Annotated in this window: 15 protein-coding genes; 3 read left to right on the forward strand and 12 right to left on the reverse strand. The window is 68.1% G+C overall.

Annotated elements, in window-relative coordinates; genetic code table 11:
• Nucleotides 1–12: 12 nt before the first annotated feature.
• The 5 genes from NQO67_RS30860 to NQO67_RS30880 all read right to left on the reverse strand — a co-directional run bounded on the left by NQO67_RS30860 (nucleotide 13) and on the right by NQO67_RS30880 (nucleotide 7,146).
• Nucleotides 13–993 carry a threonine ammonia-lyase gene (locus NQO67_RS30860; RefSeq protein ID WP_255953629.1) on the reverse strand — a complete coding sequence of 327 codons (981 nt, stop codon included), beginning with the start codon at nucleotides 991–993 and terminating at the stop codon, nucleotides 13–15.
• A 137-nt stretch (nucleotides 994–1,130) separates the two neighbouring features.
• Nucleotides 1,131–2,807, reverse strand: coding sequence for an APC family permease (locus NQO67_RS30865; RefSeq protein WP_255953630.1), 1,677 nt, complete (start codon nucleotides 2,805–2,807; stop codon nucleotides 1,131–1,133).
• A 165-nt stretch (nucleotides 2,808–2,972) separates the two neighbouring features.
• The gene (locus NQO67_RS30870) at nucleotides 2,973–4,229 is read right to left on the reverse strand and encodes a hypothetical protein (protein WP_255953631.1); all 1,257 of its coding nucleotides are present in this window, start codon (nucleotides 4,227–4,229) and stop codon (nucleotides 2,973–2,975) included.
• On the reverse strand, nucleotides 4,219–5,232 hold the full coding sequence (locus NQO67_RS30875) for an EamA family transporter (protein WP_255953632.1): 1,014 nt from the start codon (nucleotides 5,230–5,232) through the stop codon (nucleotides 4,219–4,221). The genes NQO67_RS30870 and NQO67_RS30875 overlap by 11 nt, the downstream gene beginning before the upstream one ends.
• Nucleotides 5,233–5,259: 27 nt before the next feature.
• Entirely contained in the window at nucleotides 5,260–7,146 is a 1,887-nt protein-coding gene (locus tag NQO67_RS30880; protein WP_255953633.1) for a KedN5 family methylcobalamin-dependent radical SAM C-methyltransferase, read from the reverse strand.
• A gap of 587 nt (nucleotides 7,147–7,733) precedes the next feature.
• Here NQO67_RS30880 and NQO67_RS30885 point away from each other — a divergent pair.
• On the forward strand, nucleotides 7,734–8,486 hold the full coding sequence (locus NQO67_RS30885) for a HalD/BesD family halogenase (RefSeq protein ID WP_305126480.1): 753 nt from the start codon (nucleotides 7,734–7,736) through the stop codon (nucleotides 8,484–8,486).
• 124 nt (nucleotides 8,487–8,610) lie between these two features.
• Here the strand turns inward: NQO67_RS30885 and NQO67_RS30890 are convergent, their stop codons facing one another.
• Nucleotides 8,611–8,895: a DUF397 domain-containing protein gene (locus tag NQO67_RS30890; RefSeq protein WP_255953634.1), complete on the reverse strand. Its 285-nt coding sequence runs from the start codon at nucleotides 8,893–8,895 to the stop codon at nucleotides 8,611–8,613.
• Complete coding sequence (locus NQO67_RS30895) at nucleotides 8,888–9,682, reverse strand: helix-turn-helix domain-containing protein (protein ID WP_255953635.1); 795 nt, start codon at nucleotides 9,680–9,682, stop codon at nucleotides 8,888–8,890. Before NQO67_RS30895 ends, NQO67_RS30890 begins: the two co-directional genes overlap by 8 nt.
• Before the next feature lie 117 nt (nucleotides 9,683–9,799).
• Between NQO67_RS30895 and NQO67_RS30900 the strand changes: the two genes are divergently transcribed.
• Entirely contained in the window at nucleotides 9,800–10,033 is a 234-nt protein-coding gene (locus NQO67_RS30900) for a hypothetical protein (protein WP_255953636.1), read from the forward strand.
• 104 nt (nucleotides 10,034–10,137) lie between these two features.
• Nucleotides 10,138–10,419: a hypothetical protein gene (locus NQO67_RS30905; protein WP_255953637.1), complete on the forward strand. Its 282-nt coding sequence runs from the start codon at nucleotides 10,138–10,140 to the stop codon at nucleotides 10,417–10,419.
• A gap of 33 nt (nucleotides 10,420–10,452) precedes the next feature.
• On the opposite strand, the gene NQO67_RS30910 is transcribed toward NQO67_RS30905, so the two are convergent.
• The 5 genes from NQO67_RS30910 to NQO67_RS30930 all read right to left on the reverse strand — a co-directional run bounded on the left by NQO67_RS30910 (nucleotide 10,453) and on the right by NQO67_RS30930 (nucleotide 16,221).
• A complete protein-coding gene (locus NQO67_RS30910) occupies nucleotides 10,453–11,292 on the reverse strand; it encodes a hypothetical protein (protein ID WP_255953638.1) in 840 nt (279 codons plus the stop codon).
• A 108-nt stretch (nucleotides 11,293–11,400) separates the two neighbouring features.
• Nucleotides 11,401–13,566, reverse strand: a complete 2,166-nt coding sequence (locus NQO67_RS30915; RefSeq protein WP_255953639.1) for a pectate lyase-like domain-containing protein — start codon at nucleotides 13,564–13,566, stop codon at nucleotides 11,401–11,403.
• Nucleotides 13,567–13,791: 225 nt separating this feature from the next.
• Complete coding sequence (locus NQO67_RS30920) at nucleotides 13,792–14,589, reverse strand: MerR family transcriptional regulator (RefSeq protein WP_255953640.1); 798 nt, start codon at nucleotides 14,587–14,589, stop codon at nucleotides 13,792–13,794.
• A gap of 15 nt (nucleotides 14,590–14,604) precedes the next feature.
• Nucleotides 14,605–15,366 (reverse strand): ABC transporter permease, encoded by a 762-nt coding sequence (locus NQO67_RS30925; RefSeq protein WP_255953641.1) that lies wholly within the window; start codon nucleotides 15,364–15,366, stop codon nucleotides 14,605–14,607.
• A gap of 9 nt (nucleotides 15,367–15,375) precedes the next feature.
• Nucleotides 15,376–16,221, reverse strand: a complete 846-nt coding sequence (locus tag NQO67_RS30930) for an ABC transporter ATP-binding protein (RefSeq protein WP_255953642.1) — start codon at nucleotides 16,219–16,221, stop codon at nucleotides 15,376–15,378.
• Nucleotides 16,222–16,223: the final 2 nt, after the last annotated feature.

Raw genomic sequence — 16,223 nt, forward strand, 5'->3', positions numbered from 1 at the left:
CGGACAGGGTCCTCACGGGCCGTGGACGGGTGCCGCACCGACCCAGCGGTGGTAGGCCGCCACGTCGACGTTGCTGCCGCACACGATGGTGACCACATGGCGGCCGGCGAAGCGGTCGCGGTCTTCGAGGAGCGCCGCGATGCCGAGCGCGGCCGACGGTTCGACGACGAGGCCGGCGTGCTCGAGGAGCATCCGCATACCGGTGACGATCGACGCTTCCCGGACCAGGACGGCGTCGTCGGCGACCAGCAGGAGGTCGTCCAGGACGGCCGGGATGGGGCACCGGCCGGCGACGCCGTCGGCGATGGTGTCGGTCGACTCGGTGGTGACGACGCGCCGCCGGCGCCACGACCGTGTCATCGCCGGTGCGCCCAGCGGCTGGACGCAGATCACCTCGGCCCCGGGCGCCAGGGCCTTCACCACGTGCCCCACGCCGGTGGCCAGTGCCCCGCCGCCGAGCGCGATCAGGACGGCGTCGAACGGCGGTGCACCGTCCACCAGTTCCAGGCCGATGGTCGCCGCGCCCTCGCAGGTCTCGATGTCCAGGCTGTCCTCGAGCAGCCGGATGCCGTCGCTGCGCGCGATGGCCGCGGCCCGCTCGCGCGCCGTCTCGTGGTCACCGTCGACCAGTTCCAACCGGGCGCCCAGCGCACGGATGCGATCGAGCTTGGCCGCGGTCGCGAACCGGGATGCCACGACGGTGACGTCGAGCCCCCGGCCGCGCCCCGACCAGGCGAGGGCCTGGCCGAGGTTGCCCGCGCTGGCGCACACCACGGCGCGCGGGCCATGGTCGGCCAGCAGGCTCGCGACCACCTCGGTGCCACGGGCCTTGAAGCTGCGGACCGGGTTCGCCGTTTCGAGCTTGATGCTCACCGTGCACCCGAGAACGGGCTCCAACGGCTCGCAGCGGTACAGCGGAGTGTCGAGGAAAACCGGGTCGATCACCTGGCGGGCGGCCCGGATCCGAGCGGTGTCGAGGCGCGTCTCCTGCATGACACAGCAGCGTAGGCCGCCAGCGCCGTTCCATGAGGCCCGGTCTCATCCCCCGGTCTGCTCCCCCGGACTGCTCCCCCGGTCTCATCCCCCGCCCCGGTCTGCTCCCCCGATCCCTTCTCCTCTCCCGGCCCGATTCACCCCTCGGCGGCCCTCTCCAGGCGGACGGCGTCGGACTTCGAGAGGTCTCCGGCGTCTCCGGCCTCGGCTATGAGCGCCGCGATCTCCCGATCGCCGAGGGCGACGGCCACCGCCCAGTAGTAGATGGCGGCGGAGAAGACTGCGACGAGCGCGATGTCCCACCACAGGGGGATGTTCCCGGTCCCGTCGAATCCGCCCTGCCAGGAGAGCACCCCCATCCCCGCCAGATAGGCCGGCAGCCAGCTGGCGGCCCTCCAGTGGGACCGCCCCAGGCCCGCGGCACCGTTCCTGTGCAGCACGTATCCGCCCATGAGGAGGTAGCCCAGGACGGTGGCAAGGCCCAGGTGCCAGACCGTGGTCCAGCCCGACCAGTAGACGATCAGGTTGGCCACCACGAAGGACAGCGGGGAGACGACCCCGCCGAACGGCAGCCGGTAGGGCCTGCGTACGTCGGGCAGCCGCTTGCGCAGCGCGCCGAACGCCAGGGGGGCGCCGGCGTACATCAGCACGCTCGCCGAGGTGATGAAGCCGACGAGTTGCTGCCAGCTCGGGAAGGGGAGGAAGCAGATGACGCCCGTCACGAACGAGACGAGCAGTCCGAACCACGGCACGCCACCGCGGACGTGCCGGTCGAAGACCTGGGGCGCGTAGCCGTTGCGGCTCAGTGCCACCGAGACGCGCGAAGCCGCCGTCGTGTAGATGAGGCCGGTGCCGCCGGGCGAGACGATCGCGTCGAAGTAGAGGACCCATGCGAGCCAGCCGAGGCCGAGCAGCGTGGCCAGGCCCGCGAAGGGGCCGTTGATGCCGGCGAACTGGAGATGGTCCCAGCCGTGGGCGAACGAGCTGCGGGGCAGCGCGGCTATGAAGACGATCTGGAGGGCGATGTACAGCACGGCACCTATGCCGACGGCGCCCATGACCGCTCGGGGGAGGTGACGGGCGGGGTTCTTGCTCTCGCCCGCCAGTTGCACGGCCTGCTCGAAGCCCAGCAGGGCGAAGATGACACCGCTGCTGCTGATGCCGGCCAGGATCCCCTTGACTCCGAACGGCGCGAAGCCCTGGGCGGTGAAGTTCCCGGCGTCGAAGTGGGTCGCGGCCAGCACCCAGATGGCCACCAGCGGCACGAACACCTTCCACCAGGTGGCGGTGCTGTTGGTGTGCGAGAGGACCCGTATGCCGAGGAAGTTCACCCCGACGAAGACCGCCATCAGCAGGACGGCGACGAGCAGGCCGGAGGATGTCAGGACTCCGTTGTCGTGCTGGAAGCCCTGCGCCCATGACCAGTGGGTCATGTACCCGATGACGGCCTCCACCTCGATGGCGGCCGTGGTGGCGGCTTGCAGCCAGGAGAACCATCCGAAGGAGACCCCCGCCAGCGTCCCGAAGGCGTAGTGCGGGAACCGGGCGGTGCCGCCGGCCACCGGGAGCATGCCGCCCAGTTCCGCGTGGACGAGCGCCAGGAGGAGCACGGCCACCGCGCCGACCAGCCAGGACACCAGGGCCGCCGGGCCGGCCGTCACCACCGCGTTCTTGGCTCCGTACAGCCATCCGGAGCCGATGATCGACCCCACGGAGGCCCACATGAGCCCCACGAATCCCACCTGGCGCCGCAGGCCTCCCCGGGCTTGCGGGTGGTCGATTTCCAAACCGGCGTCCGCGGAGCCAGTCGACATGGGTACTCCTCGTGGGAACGGGTGTCACGCGGACACGTCGGGAGGCGAGTTCGCGTGCGGTGCGGAACTCGCTGGACGGTCACCGCGGCCTTACGGCCCGGTGCCGACGATCAAGCCTCTGACCAGGCCGCTGCTCAGAGACCAGGCCTCTGACCAGGCCGCTGCTCAGGCCTCGGCGTACAGGCCGCCCCGCTCCAAGGCACGGAGCCGTCGGGTGTCCGCCTCGATGACCGCGGGATCGTCGGAGGTGAGGTAGACCGCCCCGGGGCAGGTGGCCAGGTCGATGGTCCGGGGCACCGGGCTGCCCTCCGGCAGGCCCAGCACGAGCCCGGCGAACGAGCTGAGTTCGCGCACCGCCGACCACTTCTCGGCGGACGGGACGACGCCGTCCGTTTCGCTGATCAGGTTGACGCACCGCAGCCGTGACAGCAGGCGGTACGGCTCGCGGGCCCGGCTGACGAATTCCTCGGGGCGTGCGACGGACAGCGCCAGGGCGTCGACCTGGTTCGTGCCCACGCACTTCGAGAGCACGTCCGGCATCTGCCCGCCGCCGATCCGGGCGCCGCACTCGACCAGTACGGGCCCGTCGGCCGTCAGCATCACTTCCGTGTGTGCGGCGGCGTTGCGGATTTCCAGCGCGTCGAGCACGGACAGGACGTAGTCGGCCACGCGTCGCCCGCCCGGGTCGTCCAGGGGCAGCAGGTCCTCGTAGTCGTTGATCGACCGGCCGCCGGGCACCGTGCGCTTGTAGTAGTGCCAGACCTCGATGATCTGGTGGACTCCGTCGCGGCTGACGGTGTTCGCGTAGTGCTCCTCGCCGACGAGGAACTGCTGGGCGAGGACGGTGGGGTTGGCGCGGCCGTAGCGGTCGGTGCTGGCCGAGATCTTGGCGTGGGCGGCGACGACCGCGTCGGCCGAGTCGCAGAAGATGACGTGGTCGGTGCCGGCGCTGGCCACCGGCTTCAGGACGACCGGCCAGGTGCCGCGTGCCGTTGCCCAGTCCGCGATCTCGTCGGCCGAGGAGGACTGGATGCTGTCGGCGTGGGGGAGTCCCGCCGCGCGGACGGCCTGGTGCATCGCGTACTTGTCACGGCGTGCTTCGGGACGGCTCATGCCGTTGCCCGGCGTGCCCAGCGCGGCGGACAGCTCGTTGGCCAGCAGGACGCCGGATTCCGCCGCCGCCATCACCATGGTCACGCCGTGCCGGCGCAACTCGGCGACGGTCTCCGCCACATCGCCGAGGTGCTGCACCTCGCACGTGAAGTCCTCCGGGACATAGCTGAGGTTGGTGTCCGGGAACTGGGAACGGACGTGGAGGTAGTCGACTCCGTGGCGGCGCAGTGCCGCGGGGAAGAGGCGTCCTGCGCCGTAGGCATCCACCACAGCGCACTTCACGCCTCCAGCCGAGCCTTCACGCGTCATCCGGTGTCTCCTTCACCATGTCTTCGGGGGTAACGGTCGGGGTGTGGCCGTGCAGCACGGGCGTCCGTGCCTCCCAGGCTTCCCGAGCTTCCTGGGCTTCCTTCTGACCACGCCTCATGATGCCCAACGCGACGAGCACGATGATGGCCGAGGTGCACACGAAACTGGACAGCGACGGGACCAGGCGGCCGTCGAGGAGCTGCAAGAGCAGGGTGATGAGCGGGGAGACCGAGATCAGGAGCGAGGTGGTGATCGGTTCGGTGTGCTTGATGCCGATCTGTAGCACGTAGATGGGCAGCCCCACCCCGATGACGGCCACGAAGACCGCCGGCCAGAACGCGGCGCCGAGCCGGGGGTGGTCGTTGAACGCGGTCATCACCCAGGTGACGCCGATCATCAGGAAGAACCGGATGGCCAGGACCGACTGCGGGGTCTGCCCGGCCTCGCTCAGCCGCTTCATGAAGATGATGTTGCTGGTCGAGCCGACGCCGCAGGCGACGGTGCACACGAAGCCGGCGACGACCTGCCCGGTCCCCAGCTCCCCCACGCCGCTGCGGCCGGTCACCGACTCCCACATCAACAGGCCCAGCACGACGAGAACGCCGCCGGACACCCAGATCTCCGCCCGCAGCACGGAACTTCCCCGCCGCAACACCGGTCCGAGGACGATCGTGAGGATCGGACCGAGCGCGACCACCACCACGCTGACCACGGCCGGTTCCAGGTACTTGAGGGCGTACAGCATCGAGAGCCAGGTCACCGCCGTGGTCACATTGACCCCGACCACATCGCGGCGGAGGTCACGCAGCGGTCGAAACGTCGCGGCCAGGCCGTGCCGGACGGCCGCCAGGCCGACGAAGAACGCGGCCGTCAGGGAGAAGGAGACCGCTGCGAGGACGTCCGGCCCGACGGACTGCACCACATTGCCGCCGTAGACGTCCATCGCCGCGGTCAGAACCCCGAATCCGAGGATGGGCACCACGCCCCGCTGGGCACGTGTCACGGTTCGGGGGGTAGAGGGATTGGACAATTACGGTGTCTCCGATACGGACAGTGCGACGGCGTCGGCGAAGTAGTGGGCACCTGTCTCATGGTTGTCCAGGTGATGGTAGAAGCCACGCTGCGAACGGAATTCGTATGTGACCTCCGTCGACACCGGAGGTTCGGTGTCGCCAGCGGCAAGACTCTCCAGCGCCTTGGCCGCGTCGAACGGGAAGGACACGGGGTCGCTCACGTACTCGTCCTCTTCCACGCGCCAGCCGTCCCGCAGGGTGGCGCCGGGCGGTTGGTAGACGGGGCGACTCATGCGTTCGAACGTGTACAGGTCAGCGCCGAACCCGCGCCATTCGGCGGGGAATCGGGGAACGACCACCTGATTCCACCAGCGCTCGAAATCCAGGTCGATCTCGGGGTCGGAGTACAGGATGCGGTGGCCGCCCGCGATCGCGGGTGATTCGGCGATCACGCTGAACGCGGCACGGAACTCCTGAACGGACGGGTTCTTCGATGCCTCGACCCATTCGAGCAGGGAATTGATCACCTGAGACTGTGTCATGCCGCCCAGGACGCGGGCCGGGTGCCACAGGCGCTTGAAGTACTGGTTCTCGCCGAGGATGCGCGCGAGGAACATGAAGTGCTGCATCCTGAAGTTCTCGTCCAGCGTGGAGGTGCGATTGGCCAGCACGTACTCGAAGTCGTCGCTCTGTCCGCGCAGGGTGACGAAGCCGTGCAGCTCGCGCTGTTCGGAGTACGCGGTGTTGGGCAGGAGCAGCAGCGGATACACCGCGATCCGCGGCACCTTTTTGGCGATCTTGTCGTAGCCGGCGAGGAATGATTCGACGGTCTCCCCGGGAGCCCCCCAGATCAGCTCGACGAACGCCTCCATGTGCTCGTCGGCCAGCCAGTCGGCCAGCTCCTCCCACTGGTTCAGCTTCATGTTGCGGCGCTGCATGTTCGTGAGCGCCTCGTCCGAGAGCGTCTGGAGGGCGAGCGTGAACGAGCTCTTGAAGCCGCGGTCGCGCAGGGTACGGACGATGTGGTGGAAGCGGGTGGACTTGTTCTTCGCCCAGTTCGCCTCGAGCGACTTCGGGAAGCCGTACTTCTCGTTGGTCTTGAGGAGGTCCTCGGTGAACTCCTGGTCGGCTTCGAGCATGCCGAAGTTCGCGTCGCAGAGGAAGATCGTGGGCACCTTGTGGAAGCCGAGCAGATCGAGTTCGGCGGCCAGGCGTTCCCGCGAGAAGGAGCGGACGCGCTGCCCGGTGGCACCGCCCCAGTAGCAGAAGGAGCAGCGGTAGGGGCATCCGCGGTTCGTCTCCATCAGCGCGAACTCGTACGGGAACACCCCGTCGTGGTCGAGCAGGGGTATCGCGCCGGTGAGGAAGGGAGACGGGATGATGTCGAGATCGTCGATCCTGGGCCGATCCGCAGTGGTGTGGTGGCCCGTTCCGGACGTACGGAAGGAGATCCCGGCGACGTCGCCGAGTGCGGGGTCCTGGCGGTCGGTGAGGATGGCCGCGACCAACTCGCGGAACGTCAGCTCCCCCTCGCCGTTCACGATGATGTCCGCCGACGGACATTCCCGGAACACCCGCTCGGCCTGCTGGCTCACATGGGTTCCGCCGAACACGGTGATCCCCGCGGGTTTCACCTGTTTGTAGAACTCGGCCAGGGTGCAGAAGTTCCGATAGTTCCAACCCACGGTCGAAAAAGCTAATACGTCAGGAGCCCCGTCACTGAAGATGGCTCGGGTCATCTCGGTGACCGACCACCCGCCCCGCATGTTGTGAATGCGCACCTCGACTTCCGACGAGACGGCTTCGTCGGATTCGAGTACCGCCTTCAGATAACCGGCCGCCAGAGGCATGGAATCGATGGGCAGGTCCCATGCGCTCTGCTGCACTAGGCCGATCTTGAGCATATACAGATACCTCCTCGAAAAATCCCGATGTGAGGCAACGCATTCCGCGAGCTCACCGTGTGCCGGAGGCCGGCACTACAGGCGGCAGGGCGGCGGAGATTCGACTGAGTGGCGCACCGATGGCCTTCTTCCGAGTAACGTGGGCATGGCTGACAGTAATCGGTGCACGGGCATGGCTCTCCACGGTGAACAGCGCTCGCACGCCGCGAACGGTCACCGTACGTGATGGATCAGCACTCAATGTTGACATCACTTTCGCGTGATGCCGACGCACTGGCCACGCGATGAAACAGGTACCCCATGACAGGAGCATCGAGGCAGGACGCTACGTTACGAGGAACCAGGGGGCCAGCGTTGCGAAGGGCTTCCAGCGGCATACGATCAAAATCAGCCACGCGTCATATGCAGATGTTGGCGATACGGCTGGCCGGAGCGCGTCGACAATTGGCCGATAATAGCTCCTTCAACTAGTGACCTACATCACACTCCGATTCTGCGGGGTTGATCTTTTCGTCTGCTCCATTGCACGGTGAAGAACGCGACGATCTATTCGCGTGATTCGCGACAACTCGCGACAAGGAGCTGCATTGAGCGCCGTGGAAATCACCGCAGAAAATGTTGAATCCATCCTCAGCCAGCACATCCCCGAGTCCTTCGACGATGAGCGCGTCAGGGAGGGTTCTCAGCAGTTTCGGCGCGAGGGCTATCTGAAGATTCGGGATATGGTGCCCGATGCCGTGTTCGCGGGGCTGCAAAAAGAGGTACGCGAGCTCATCGCCGCACACGAGAAGCGGATCGACGTCCACCTCCCGGAGACCAGCGACTCGCCCCGCTACATGAGTACCGTGAGCGCCGGCGCGATAGCCGAGGAGGGCAAGCTCATCCCGGCGGTCTACCAGTCCAAGACGCTCAGGGACGTGCTGTCGCGCATCGCCGGCGAGACCGTCATCGACTGCCCCTGGGACGGCGAGAAGTACGCGATCCTCCACCAGCACAAGAAGGGTGACACGCACGGCTGGCACTGGGGTGACTTCAGCTTCGCCATCGTCTGGCTGATCGAGGCCCCCGACCTCAAGTACGGCGGAGCACTCCAGTGCGTCCCGCACACCGACTGGGACAAGTCCAACCCGCGCGTCATGGACTACCTGCTCGCCAACCCCATCCGCACGTACGGCAACATCACCCGCGACCTGTACTTCTTCCGCACGGACACCACCCTCCACCGGACGATCCCGCTCACCGAGGACAAGACCCGCATCATCCTCAACACCACGTTCGCCAGCGAGCGCGACCTCGCGAAGAACGTGACCCACGAGACGATGGGGGCCATGTTCGACTGACCTGACCCGGTCGGTCGAACGGTCAGGGGAACGGCTGGTCGAGCGACTACGTCGTCGTCTGGCTTGCGGTGTGCGGTGCCGACACCGCAAGCCAGTCCAACGGCTCGGGGCGCCGCCTCGCGGATCAGGCGGCGGGGAACTCGCCGCGCTTCAGGGCCGTAACGAAGGATGACCAGCCGGCCGACGGGAAGACCACGGCCGGCCCGTTCGGGTTCTTGGAGTCGCGGACGGGGACGGCGGTGGGGTGGTCGTCGCGGACTTCCAGGCAGTCGCCGCCGTCGGAGCCGCTGTAAGAGGACTTGCGCCAGCCGTCCAGGACTTCGAGGCAACTGCCGCCGTCAGGCCCACTGTAGGACGACTTGCGCCAACCGCTCAGCACGGCGGCATTCGGTATGTGGTGCTCAGTCATAGTTTCCGTATTCCTTCGCAGTGGCTTTCAGCAAGTCAAGTGATTCCTTCTGCGGCTGAGCATCGCCGAGCCCAAGGTCGTAGGCGGCCTGGATCTGCTCGACCGTGGCCGGGTCGTCATGCACCGTGCCCATCCGCACACCCTCGACATAGGCCAGAGGTGGCTGATCCTCGAACCACATCAGCGAAACCATGCCCTGAAGGAGCGGATGAAACCCCAGTTCGAGAGGCAGCACGTGCACGCGCACCCGTCCAGTCTCTGCCAGATGAACGATGTGCAGGACCTGTTCGGCCATGACTTTGCGTCCGCCGATCGCGCGCCGCAGCACTGCCTCGTCCAGCAGCGCCCACACTACTGGCGTCATTGGATCGTCGAGGATCTTCGCCCGCTCCAGCCGTGAGACAACCAGCTGGTCACGCTTCTCCTCACTGAGAGGAGGGAAGCCGGAACGCATCACGGCCTGTGCGTACGCCTTCGTTTGCAGGATGCCGGGCACATACGACAGGGCGAACTCCCGAATGGCCGTCGCCTGCTGCTCGAATTCCAGCGCTGCCTCGAAGTGCTCGGCCACCACCAGATCGTTTTGCGGCCGGAAACTGCTCAACACATCCCCCGTGCCCAGCGCCCGATCCAGCCTCCGTGCGTCCTCCTTCGACGGGGTCCGGCGCCCCGTCTCGATGTGCGAGATATGGGACCGCGTCATGATCGCCGCGTCCGCCAGCTCCTGCTGGGTCATGCCGGCGGCTTCCCGCTGTTGCCTGAGCCAGTCGCCGTAGGTACTGCCCATCTCGTCAACCCCCTTGCGACGAACGTCGCGTCACGGTGTCGGTACTGGCGAGGCTAAGCAGCACTCCGCAACGCTGTGGGCACACACAGTCAAGGTTCACTCGTGAAGGGGATACCCATGAACCACAGGACCGGGCGGCTGCGTTCCGCGGTGGAGCGGCTTCAGGAGGCCGAGGAGGTGCGCAACGAGCTGAACGCGGCGCTGCACGGGGTCGGCGTCGTGTTGCCGTCGCTGCGGGTCGATCCGGCCGCGTACGCCGAGGAGTGGCCGCGGCCGCTGGTCGAGTTGGGGCGTTGCAACCTTCAGACGGCGCGTCTGCTGACCGCCGCGTTGCTCGCCGGAAAGGGGTGAGGCGGCAGGGCACGACGCGGGTCTGCAACGATCACCGGCCCAGCGGCGTCTCCTCCCCTGCCGGCAGGCATCATCGGCACATCGCACGCTGACTCGGGGGACGCATGACTCGCTGGGCCTTGATCGTCAAGTCGCCGTCGGGCGCTTTCGCGCAGCAGATCGACGAGGTGACGGGGACGCGCGAGCAGGCACTCGCGGCGCTCTGGCACCATGCGCACACCTTCAAGACGCCCCAGCCGATGAACCTGACCCGACGGACCGTGTGCAAGGACGGCGACGACGGCTATGTGGTCGTCAACTGGGGCCTCACCCGCATGAACCACATCTACGAGTTCCGGATGCACGAGCTGCTGTGGGAGTGGAGCGCCTCCAACGGCGCATGGTAGGAACCGTGCGGCGACGCGGGGACGCGGGGACGATCAGGCGAGGCAGCCGCGCGGGAAGAAGGCCCAGGCGATGCCGCCGGCGAGACGCTGGCCGTGCCACTTCGCCATCACCCACTGGTCGCTCTTGGCCACGTAGCGGATGTCGATCTGCTGCCCGGCGGGCACGGTGCCGAGCGCCTGGACGGGGACGGCGGCGCCTGAGCCGTAGGCCGCGGCGGCGCCGATGTTGCCGTAGCCGGTGCACGGCGCGGTGGTGGAGGTGACCTTCAGGCCGCCGCCCTTGTTCTCGCTCCACACGCCGTACGGGCTGCACAGCGGGTCGGCGGCGGTGTCGGTGCAGAAGACCTCTTCGGAGTGCCACCAGCGCAACTGGTCCGGGGTGCCGTCGTCGTGGCTGGAGCCGATGACGTTCGGGCCGCCGGCGCAACTGGTCGACGAGAAGCCGTCGTGGTCGAAGGCGAACTTGCTCGTCCCGTACGCGTAGGCGCAGCCGTCGAAGCTGCCGCCCGCGTAGCCCCAGGGCCAGCGGTCGATGCCTTCGGTGTTGCCGGCGGTGGCGTCGCCCGTGTCGCGGATGTCCATGTGGTCGGGGCCCGGCTTGACGCTGCCGTCGGCGAAGGTGAAGTCCTGGCCGAACAGGTAGCCGACCATGGGACCGTTGGCCTTGTAGCTGACCATGACCCAGCCGGGTCCCATGCCGGTCTGGGCGTGGCTGTCCTCGGCGGCGCTCTGCACGTGGTTGACGCCGTAGCTCCAGGCCCCGGCGGGCGTGGCGGCGAAAGCGACCAGCCAGCCGGCGAAGAGGAGGGCGAGTGCCGCGAGCGTGCTGCGGCGGCGACCACGGCGAGTGGATGGGGACACGCTGTGCGGCATGGGCACTCCTTTGCTCCGGACTTTGAACAGGACGGGGGCGGACGGTGGCACCGTCGCGAAGGAAGAGGGTGCCACCGTCCGCCTGGTCTGTCAGGACGGCCGGGACCGTCAGGGCCCGGACACCAGGTAGGTCACCTGGTGGGAGGAGTTCGCCGCGTCACCGGTGTTGTTGATGACGTGGCTGATGGTGCCGGTGCCGCCGAGGGAGACGGTCACCAGGTCGTGGAACCTGACCCCGGAGGCCGTGGGCGACTCGAAGGAGCGGGCCTCCACGACGCTGGGATTGGTGCTGAAGTAGGCGTAGCTGCCGAGCCCCCACGCCTCGTGACTGGTCACGCCCGAGGCCACCTGGTAGGCGGGATAGCCCTGGGTGCTGCCGTTCATCCAGGCCGACTGGTTCGGTGGGTCGTAGGGCAACTCGTTCTGGAAGAAGTACGTGCGCCCGCCGTTGCCGTTCCAGGTGACCTGGGTCTTCTGGTAGTGCTCGACGAAGAGACCGTACGCGGTGACGTCGTCGCCGTTGACGATCAGTCCGTTGTCGGCGGTGTTGCTGGTCCAGCCGACGCCGCTGCCGTGGTCGGCACGCCACAGCCACAGATGGTCGGCGAGGACGTCGTCACTGTTGATGGTGACGCTGCGGGTGGCCTTGCCGACGCCGGCGCCGCCGATCCGGACGAAGAAGTCGCTCAGGGTCGTCGGGTCCGCGGAGTGGTCCGCGGAGGAACCGTCGGGGCCGATCTGCACCAGCAGGTTCGAGCTGGTGGTGCCCGCGTCGATGAGCAGGCCGGCGAGCTTGATGCCGTCGACGTCGGCCGTGGAGATCGCGGTGACGCCGTTGTCGGGAACCAGGGTGGCCAGGCCCAGGCCGAGTACGACGGTGTCGGGTCGGGTCACGTTCAGGGTCTGGCCGAGGTGGTAGACACCCGGTGTGAACAGCAGGTTCTTGCCGGCGGCCAGCTGTTCGTTGAGGGTTGCGGCGCTGACGCCCGGCTTGGCGATGTAGAACTGGTCGATGCCGAGGGAGCTGCCGGCCGGGGCCTTGCCGTCCCACGTCGTCCCGGACGAGTTCGACTGCACGCCCGGGACGAAGACCTTCCAGTCCCCGGCGTCGTCCACGTACAGGAACGGCTTCTCGCGGGTCTTCGGCGCCGAACCGACGGTGGTGTACGTCGGGCTGGGGAAGCTCTGCGCGGGGGCGCCCGGCACGCCGACGAAGACCTGGTTCCAGTTCGAGCCGGTCCAGCTGCCGATCTGCGAGTTGCGGGTCAGCCACTGCTGCTGGCTGCCGGAGTTGATCTGCCCGTCGACCTTCGTGTCGGACATGAAGCCGCCGCTGGACCAGCCCCCGTCGTCGAGGACCAGGTTGCCGCGTACGTGCATGCGCCGGTACGGGGCGGCCTGGGAGACGGCCCACCGGTCGGTGCCGGAGGACGGGGAGACCGAGAGGTTCTCCGCCTCACGCCAGAAGTTCTGCGTCGCGTTGCCGTCGAACCAGTCGGCCTCGGCGTGCACGGCACCGTTGATCCGCACGTCGTCGGGGCTCATGCCGAGGCCGGCGACCTGGGTGAAGAAGCCGACGTTGGCATCCACGTCGTACGTGCCCGGCTTGAACAGCAGCGCGTAGCGCTGGGCGCCGAACTGGTTGGTCTCCTGCTGGCTGAAGACCGAGTTCAGTTTGGCCTGGATGGTGGACGCCGACATCGAGGGGTCGAAGACGAAGACGTTCGAGCCGAGGTCGGGGTCGTCGCCGGAGGGCGGCGGGGTGTCGTCGGCGCCGGGGTAGTCCCACTTCTGGTTGGCGGTGCCGGCGCAGTCCCACAGTTGCAGGCGCGCCCCGTCGGCGTTGCTGTTGTCCTTGATGTCGAGGCACCTGCCGGAGCTGGTGTTCACCAGGTCGCCGCCGGCGGTGTACTGCCACTTCTGGCTGGCGACGCTGGCGTAGCAGGTCCACATGTGGACGGCGGAGCCGTTGGCGGTGCCGCCGTCCACCACGTCGAGACACTTGCCGAGGGCCGTGAGGCTGCCGTCGTCGTTCAGCGTCCAGGTCTGGTTGGGCCCCGGCGAGCAGCTCCACATCTGGGCGGGGGTGCCGTCCGCGGTGGAACCGTCGGTCACGTCCAGGCACTTGCCGTTGCCGGTGTTGGTGATCGCGCTGGCGGTGGCGGCCAGGGCGGTGCCGCCGTCGGCCGCGACGGTCAGGCCGGCGGCGAGGACCAGGGCGGCGGTGAGGGCCGCGGGTGGGGCGAGCCGTCTTCGGATGCGCGGTGGGGTCATGGGCACTCCGATCGGGAGCGGCGGCGGCACGGGGGCACCGGCGGTGAACCCCGCGTCGCGCGCGAGCGGATTCTGGTGGGGCAGGCCGTCTCAGGCTCGGGAGGGTGCGCTCACTTCCTGCACACCTTTTCCCAAGGCGTGAAAAATATTCTTGGTCTGTACCACTGTCAAGACCGGCGTCAAGACCAAGGGGCGCGGCCGGGAGTGCGGGGCCCTGACCTGCCGTCAAGCGGGCGGCAGCTCGGTGCCGGTGTCGAGACGGTCGGCGGGCACGCGCTCGATGCGGGTCCAGCCCTTCCAGCCCCGCTCCTCCAGGATCGCCAGGAGCCGCTCGGCGCCCGGTGCGGACTCGACCATGACGGAGTCCAGCAGAGCGACGAACCCGTCGTCGAAGCCGTCGGCCCCCACCTCGCCGGCCTTGACGGCGCGAATCCTCAGGCGCTCCAGGATGTCGGCGATCTCGACGATCCGCGGATCGTCGACGGGCCAGTCGAGCGCCCCGCGCAGAAAGCCGTAGAGCTTCACCATGTCCGGGTCGTCCAGCTGCTCGTGCTTCTTGGCGATCACGGCGTCGATCCACTGCGGCACCTGGGCGGCGACCATGATCCAGGCGTCCCGCTCCAGCTCGATGTACCACTCCTCGACACCGAGACCGCGCAGCCGGTCCAGGTAGTCGACGACGCTCCGCGGAAGCGCCAGGTGCTCTCCGGCGGCCAGCCGGGCGAGCCGTCTGCGCGTGGCCTGCAACCGCCGGATCTCGGCACGCAGATCCTTGTCGATCTCCTGGACGCCGTCGGCGAACTCCTCGGGGCCGGCGTCGAGGAGTTCCTGCACCCTGGCCAGCGGCACGCCGGCATCCGCCAGGGTGTGGATCCGGATCAGTCGCACGACCGCGGCGGCGTCGTAGGTCCGGTACCCGGAGCGGTCGCGCTCGGGCTCCGGCAGCAGCCCGATGTGGTGGTAGTGGCGTACCGCCCGCACCGTCACCCCGGCGTACGCCGCAAGCTGGCTGATGGTGAGCATGGGTCCCAGACTGCCTCAGCCGATCTTCCGGCGATAGGCGACCATCGCGAAGCCGTACGCCACGACGCCGATGCCGACGCACCACGCGAGTGCGAGCCAGATGTCGTCGCCGACCGGCTGCCCGGCGAACAGGTCGCGGATCGTGTTGACGATCGACGTCACCGGCTGGTGCTCGGCGAACCAGCGCACCGGTCCCGGCATGGTCTTCGTGGGCACGAACGCCGAGCTGAGGAACGGCAGGAAGATGAGCGGGTAGGCGAACGCACCCGCGCCCTCGACCGATGTCGCGGAGAGCCCGGGGATCACGGCGATCCAGGTCAGCGCCAGGGTGAACAGCAGCAGGATGCCGGCGACCGCGAGCCATGCCGGTGCGCCGGCCGCGGAGCGGAAGCCCATGAGCAGGGCGACGCCCACGACGATCACGAGCGAGAGCAGGTTGGCGACCAGAGAAGTGACGACATGGGCCCACAGCACGCCCGACCGTGTGATCGGCATGGACTGGAACCGCTCGAAGATCCCGCTCTGCATGTCGACGAACAGCCGGTACGCGGTGTAGGAGATCCCTGATGCGACCGTGATGAGCAGGATGCCGGGCAGCATGTAGTTCACGTACGAGCCCGACCCCGTGTCGATCGCGCCGCCGAACACGTAGACGAACATCAGCATCATGGCGACCGGCATGAGGACGGTCGTGATGATGGTGTCCACGCTGCGCGTGACGTGGCGCAGGGTCCGCCCCGTGAGGACAGCGGTGTCGCTGAGGAAATACGTGGTCATCCCTGTCCCCTAGCGGTTCGTGCCGGTGGCGTGGCCGGCGTTCGTGTCGGTGTCGGCAGCGTTGTCCGGGCCCGTGGCGTCGCTCTTGCCGGCGCCGCCGATGATCGCGAGGAAGATCTCCTCCAGGGTCGGCTGCTTCTCGACGTACTCGACCGTGGCGGGCGGGAAGAGCCGCTTGAGCTCGGCGAGGGTGCCGTTCACGATGATCCGGCCCTGGTGGAGGATGGCGATCCGGTCGGCCAGCTGCTCGGCCTCGTCCAGGTGCTGCGTGGTGAGCAGCACCGTCGTGCCGTGGTCGGCGAGCTCCTTGACGGCCTGCCACACCTCGATGCGCGCCTCGGGGTCGAGCCCGGACGTCGGCTCGTCCAGGAAGATCACCGGCGAGTTCCCGATGAGGCTCATGGCGATGTCCAGCCGGCGGCGCATCCCGCCCGAGTACGTGGACACTTTGCGCGCGCCGGCTTCGGTCAGCGAGAAACGCCCCAGCAGGTCGTCCGCGATCGTGCCCGGCTGCTTGAGGTGGCGCAACTTGGCGACGAGTACGAGGTTCTCCCGACCGCTGAGGACCTCGTCGACGGCCGCGAACTGCCCGGTGAGGCTGATGGACCCCCGCGCGTTCTCCGGTTGCGCTGCAACGTCGAAGCCGTTGACGCTCGCCGTCCCCGCGTCGGCCTTGAGGAGCGTGGCGAGGATCTTCACGGTGGTCGTCTTGCCCGATCCGTTGGAGCCGAGCAGGGCGAAGACGCTACCCCGCGCCACGTCGAAGTCGACGCCGCGCAGCACGTCGAGCTTCCCGTACGACTTCTCGAGACCCTGCACGCGAATCGCCGGACCGGCGACCGATGGGGCTGTCATGG

The sequence above is a fragment of the Streptomyces odontomachi genome, from assembly GCF_024435355.1.
In the GTDB taxonomy this organism is placed as follows: Bacteria; Actinomycetota; Actinomycetes; order Streptomycetales; family Streptomycetaceae; genus Streptomyces; species Streptomyces odontomachi.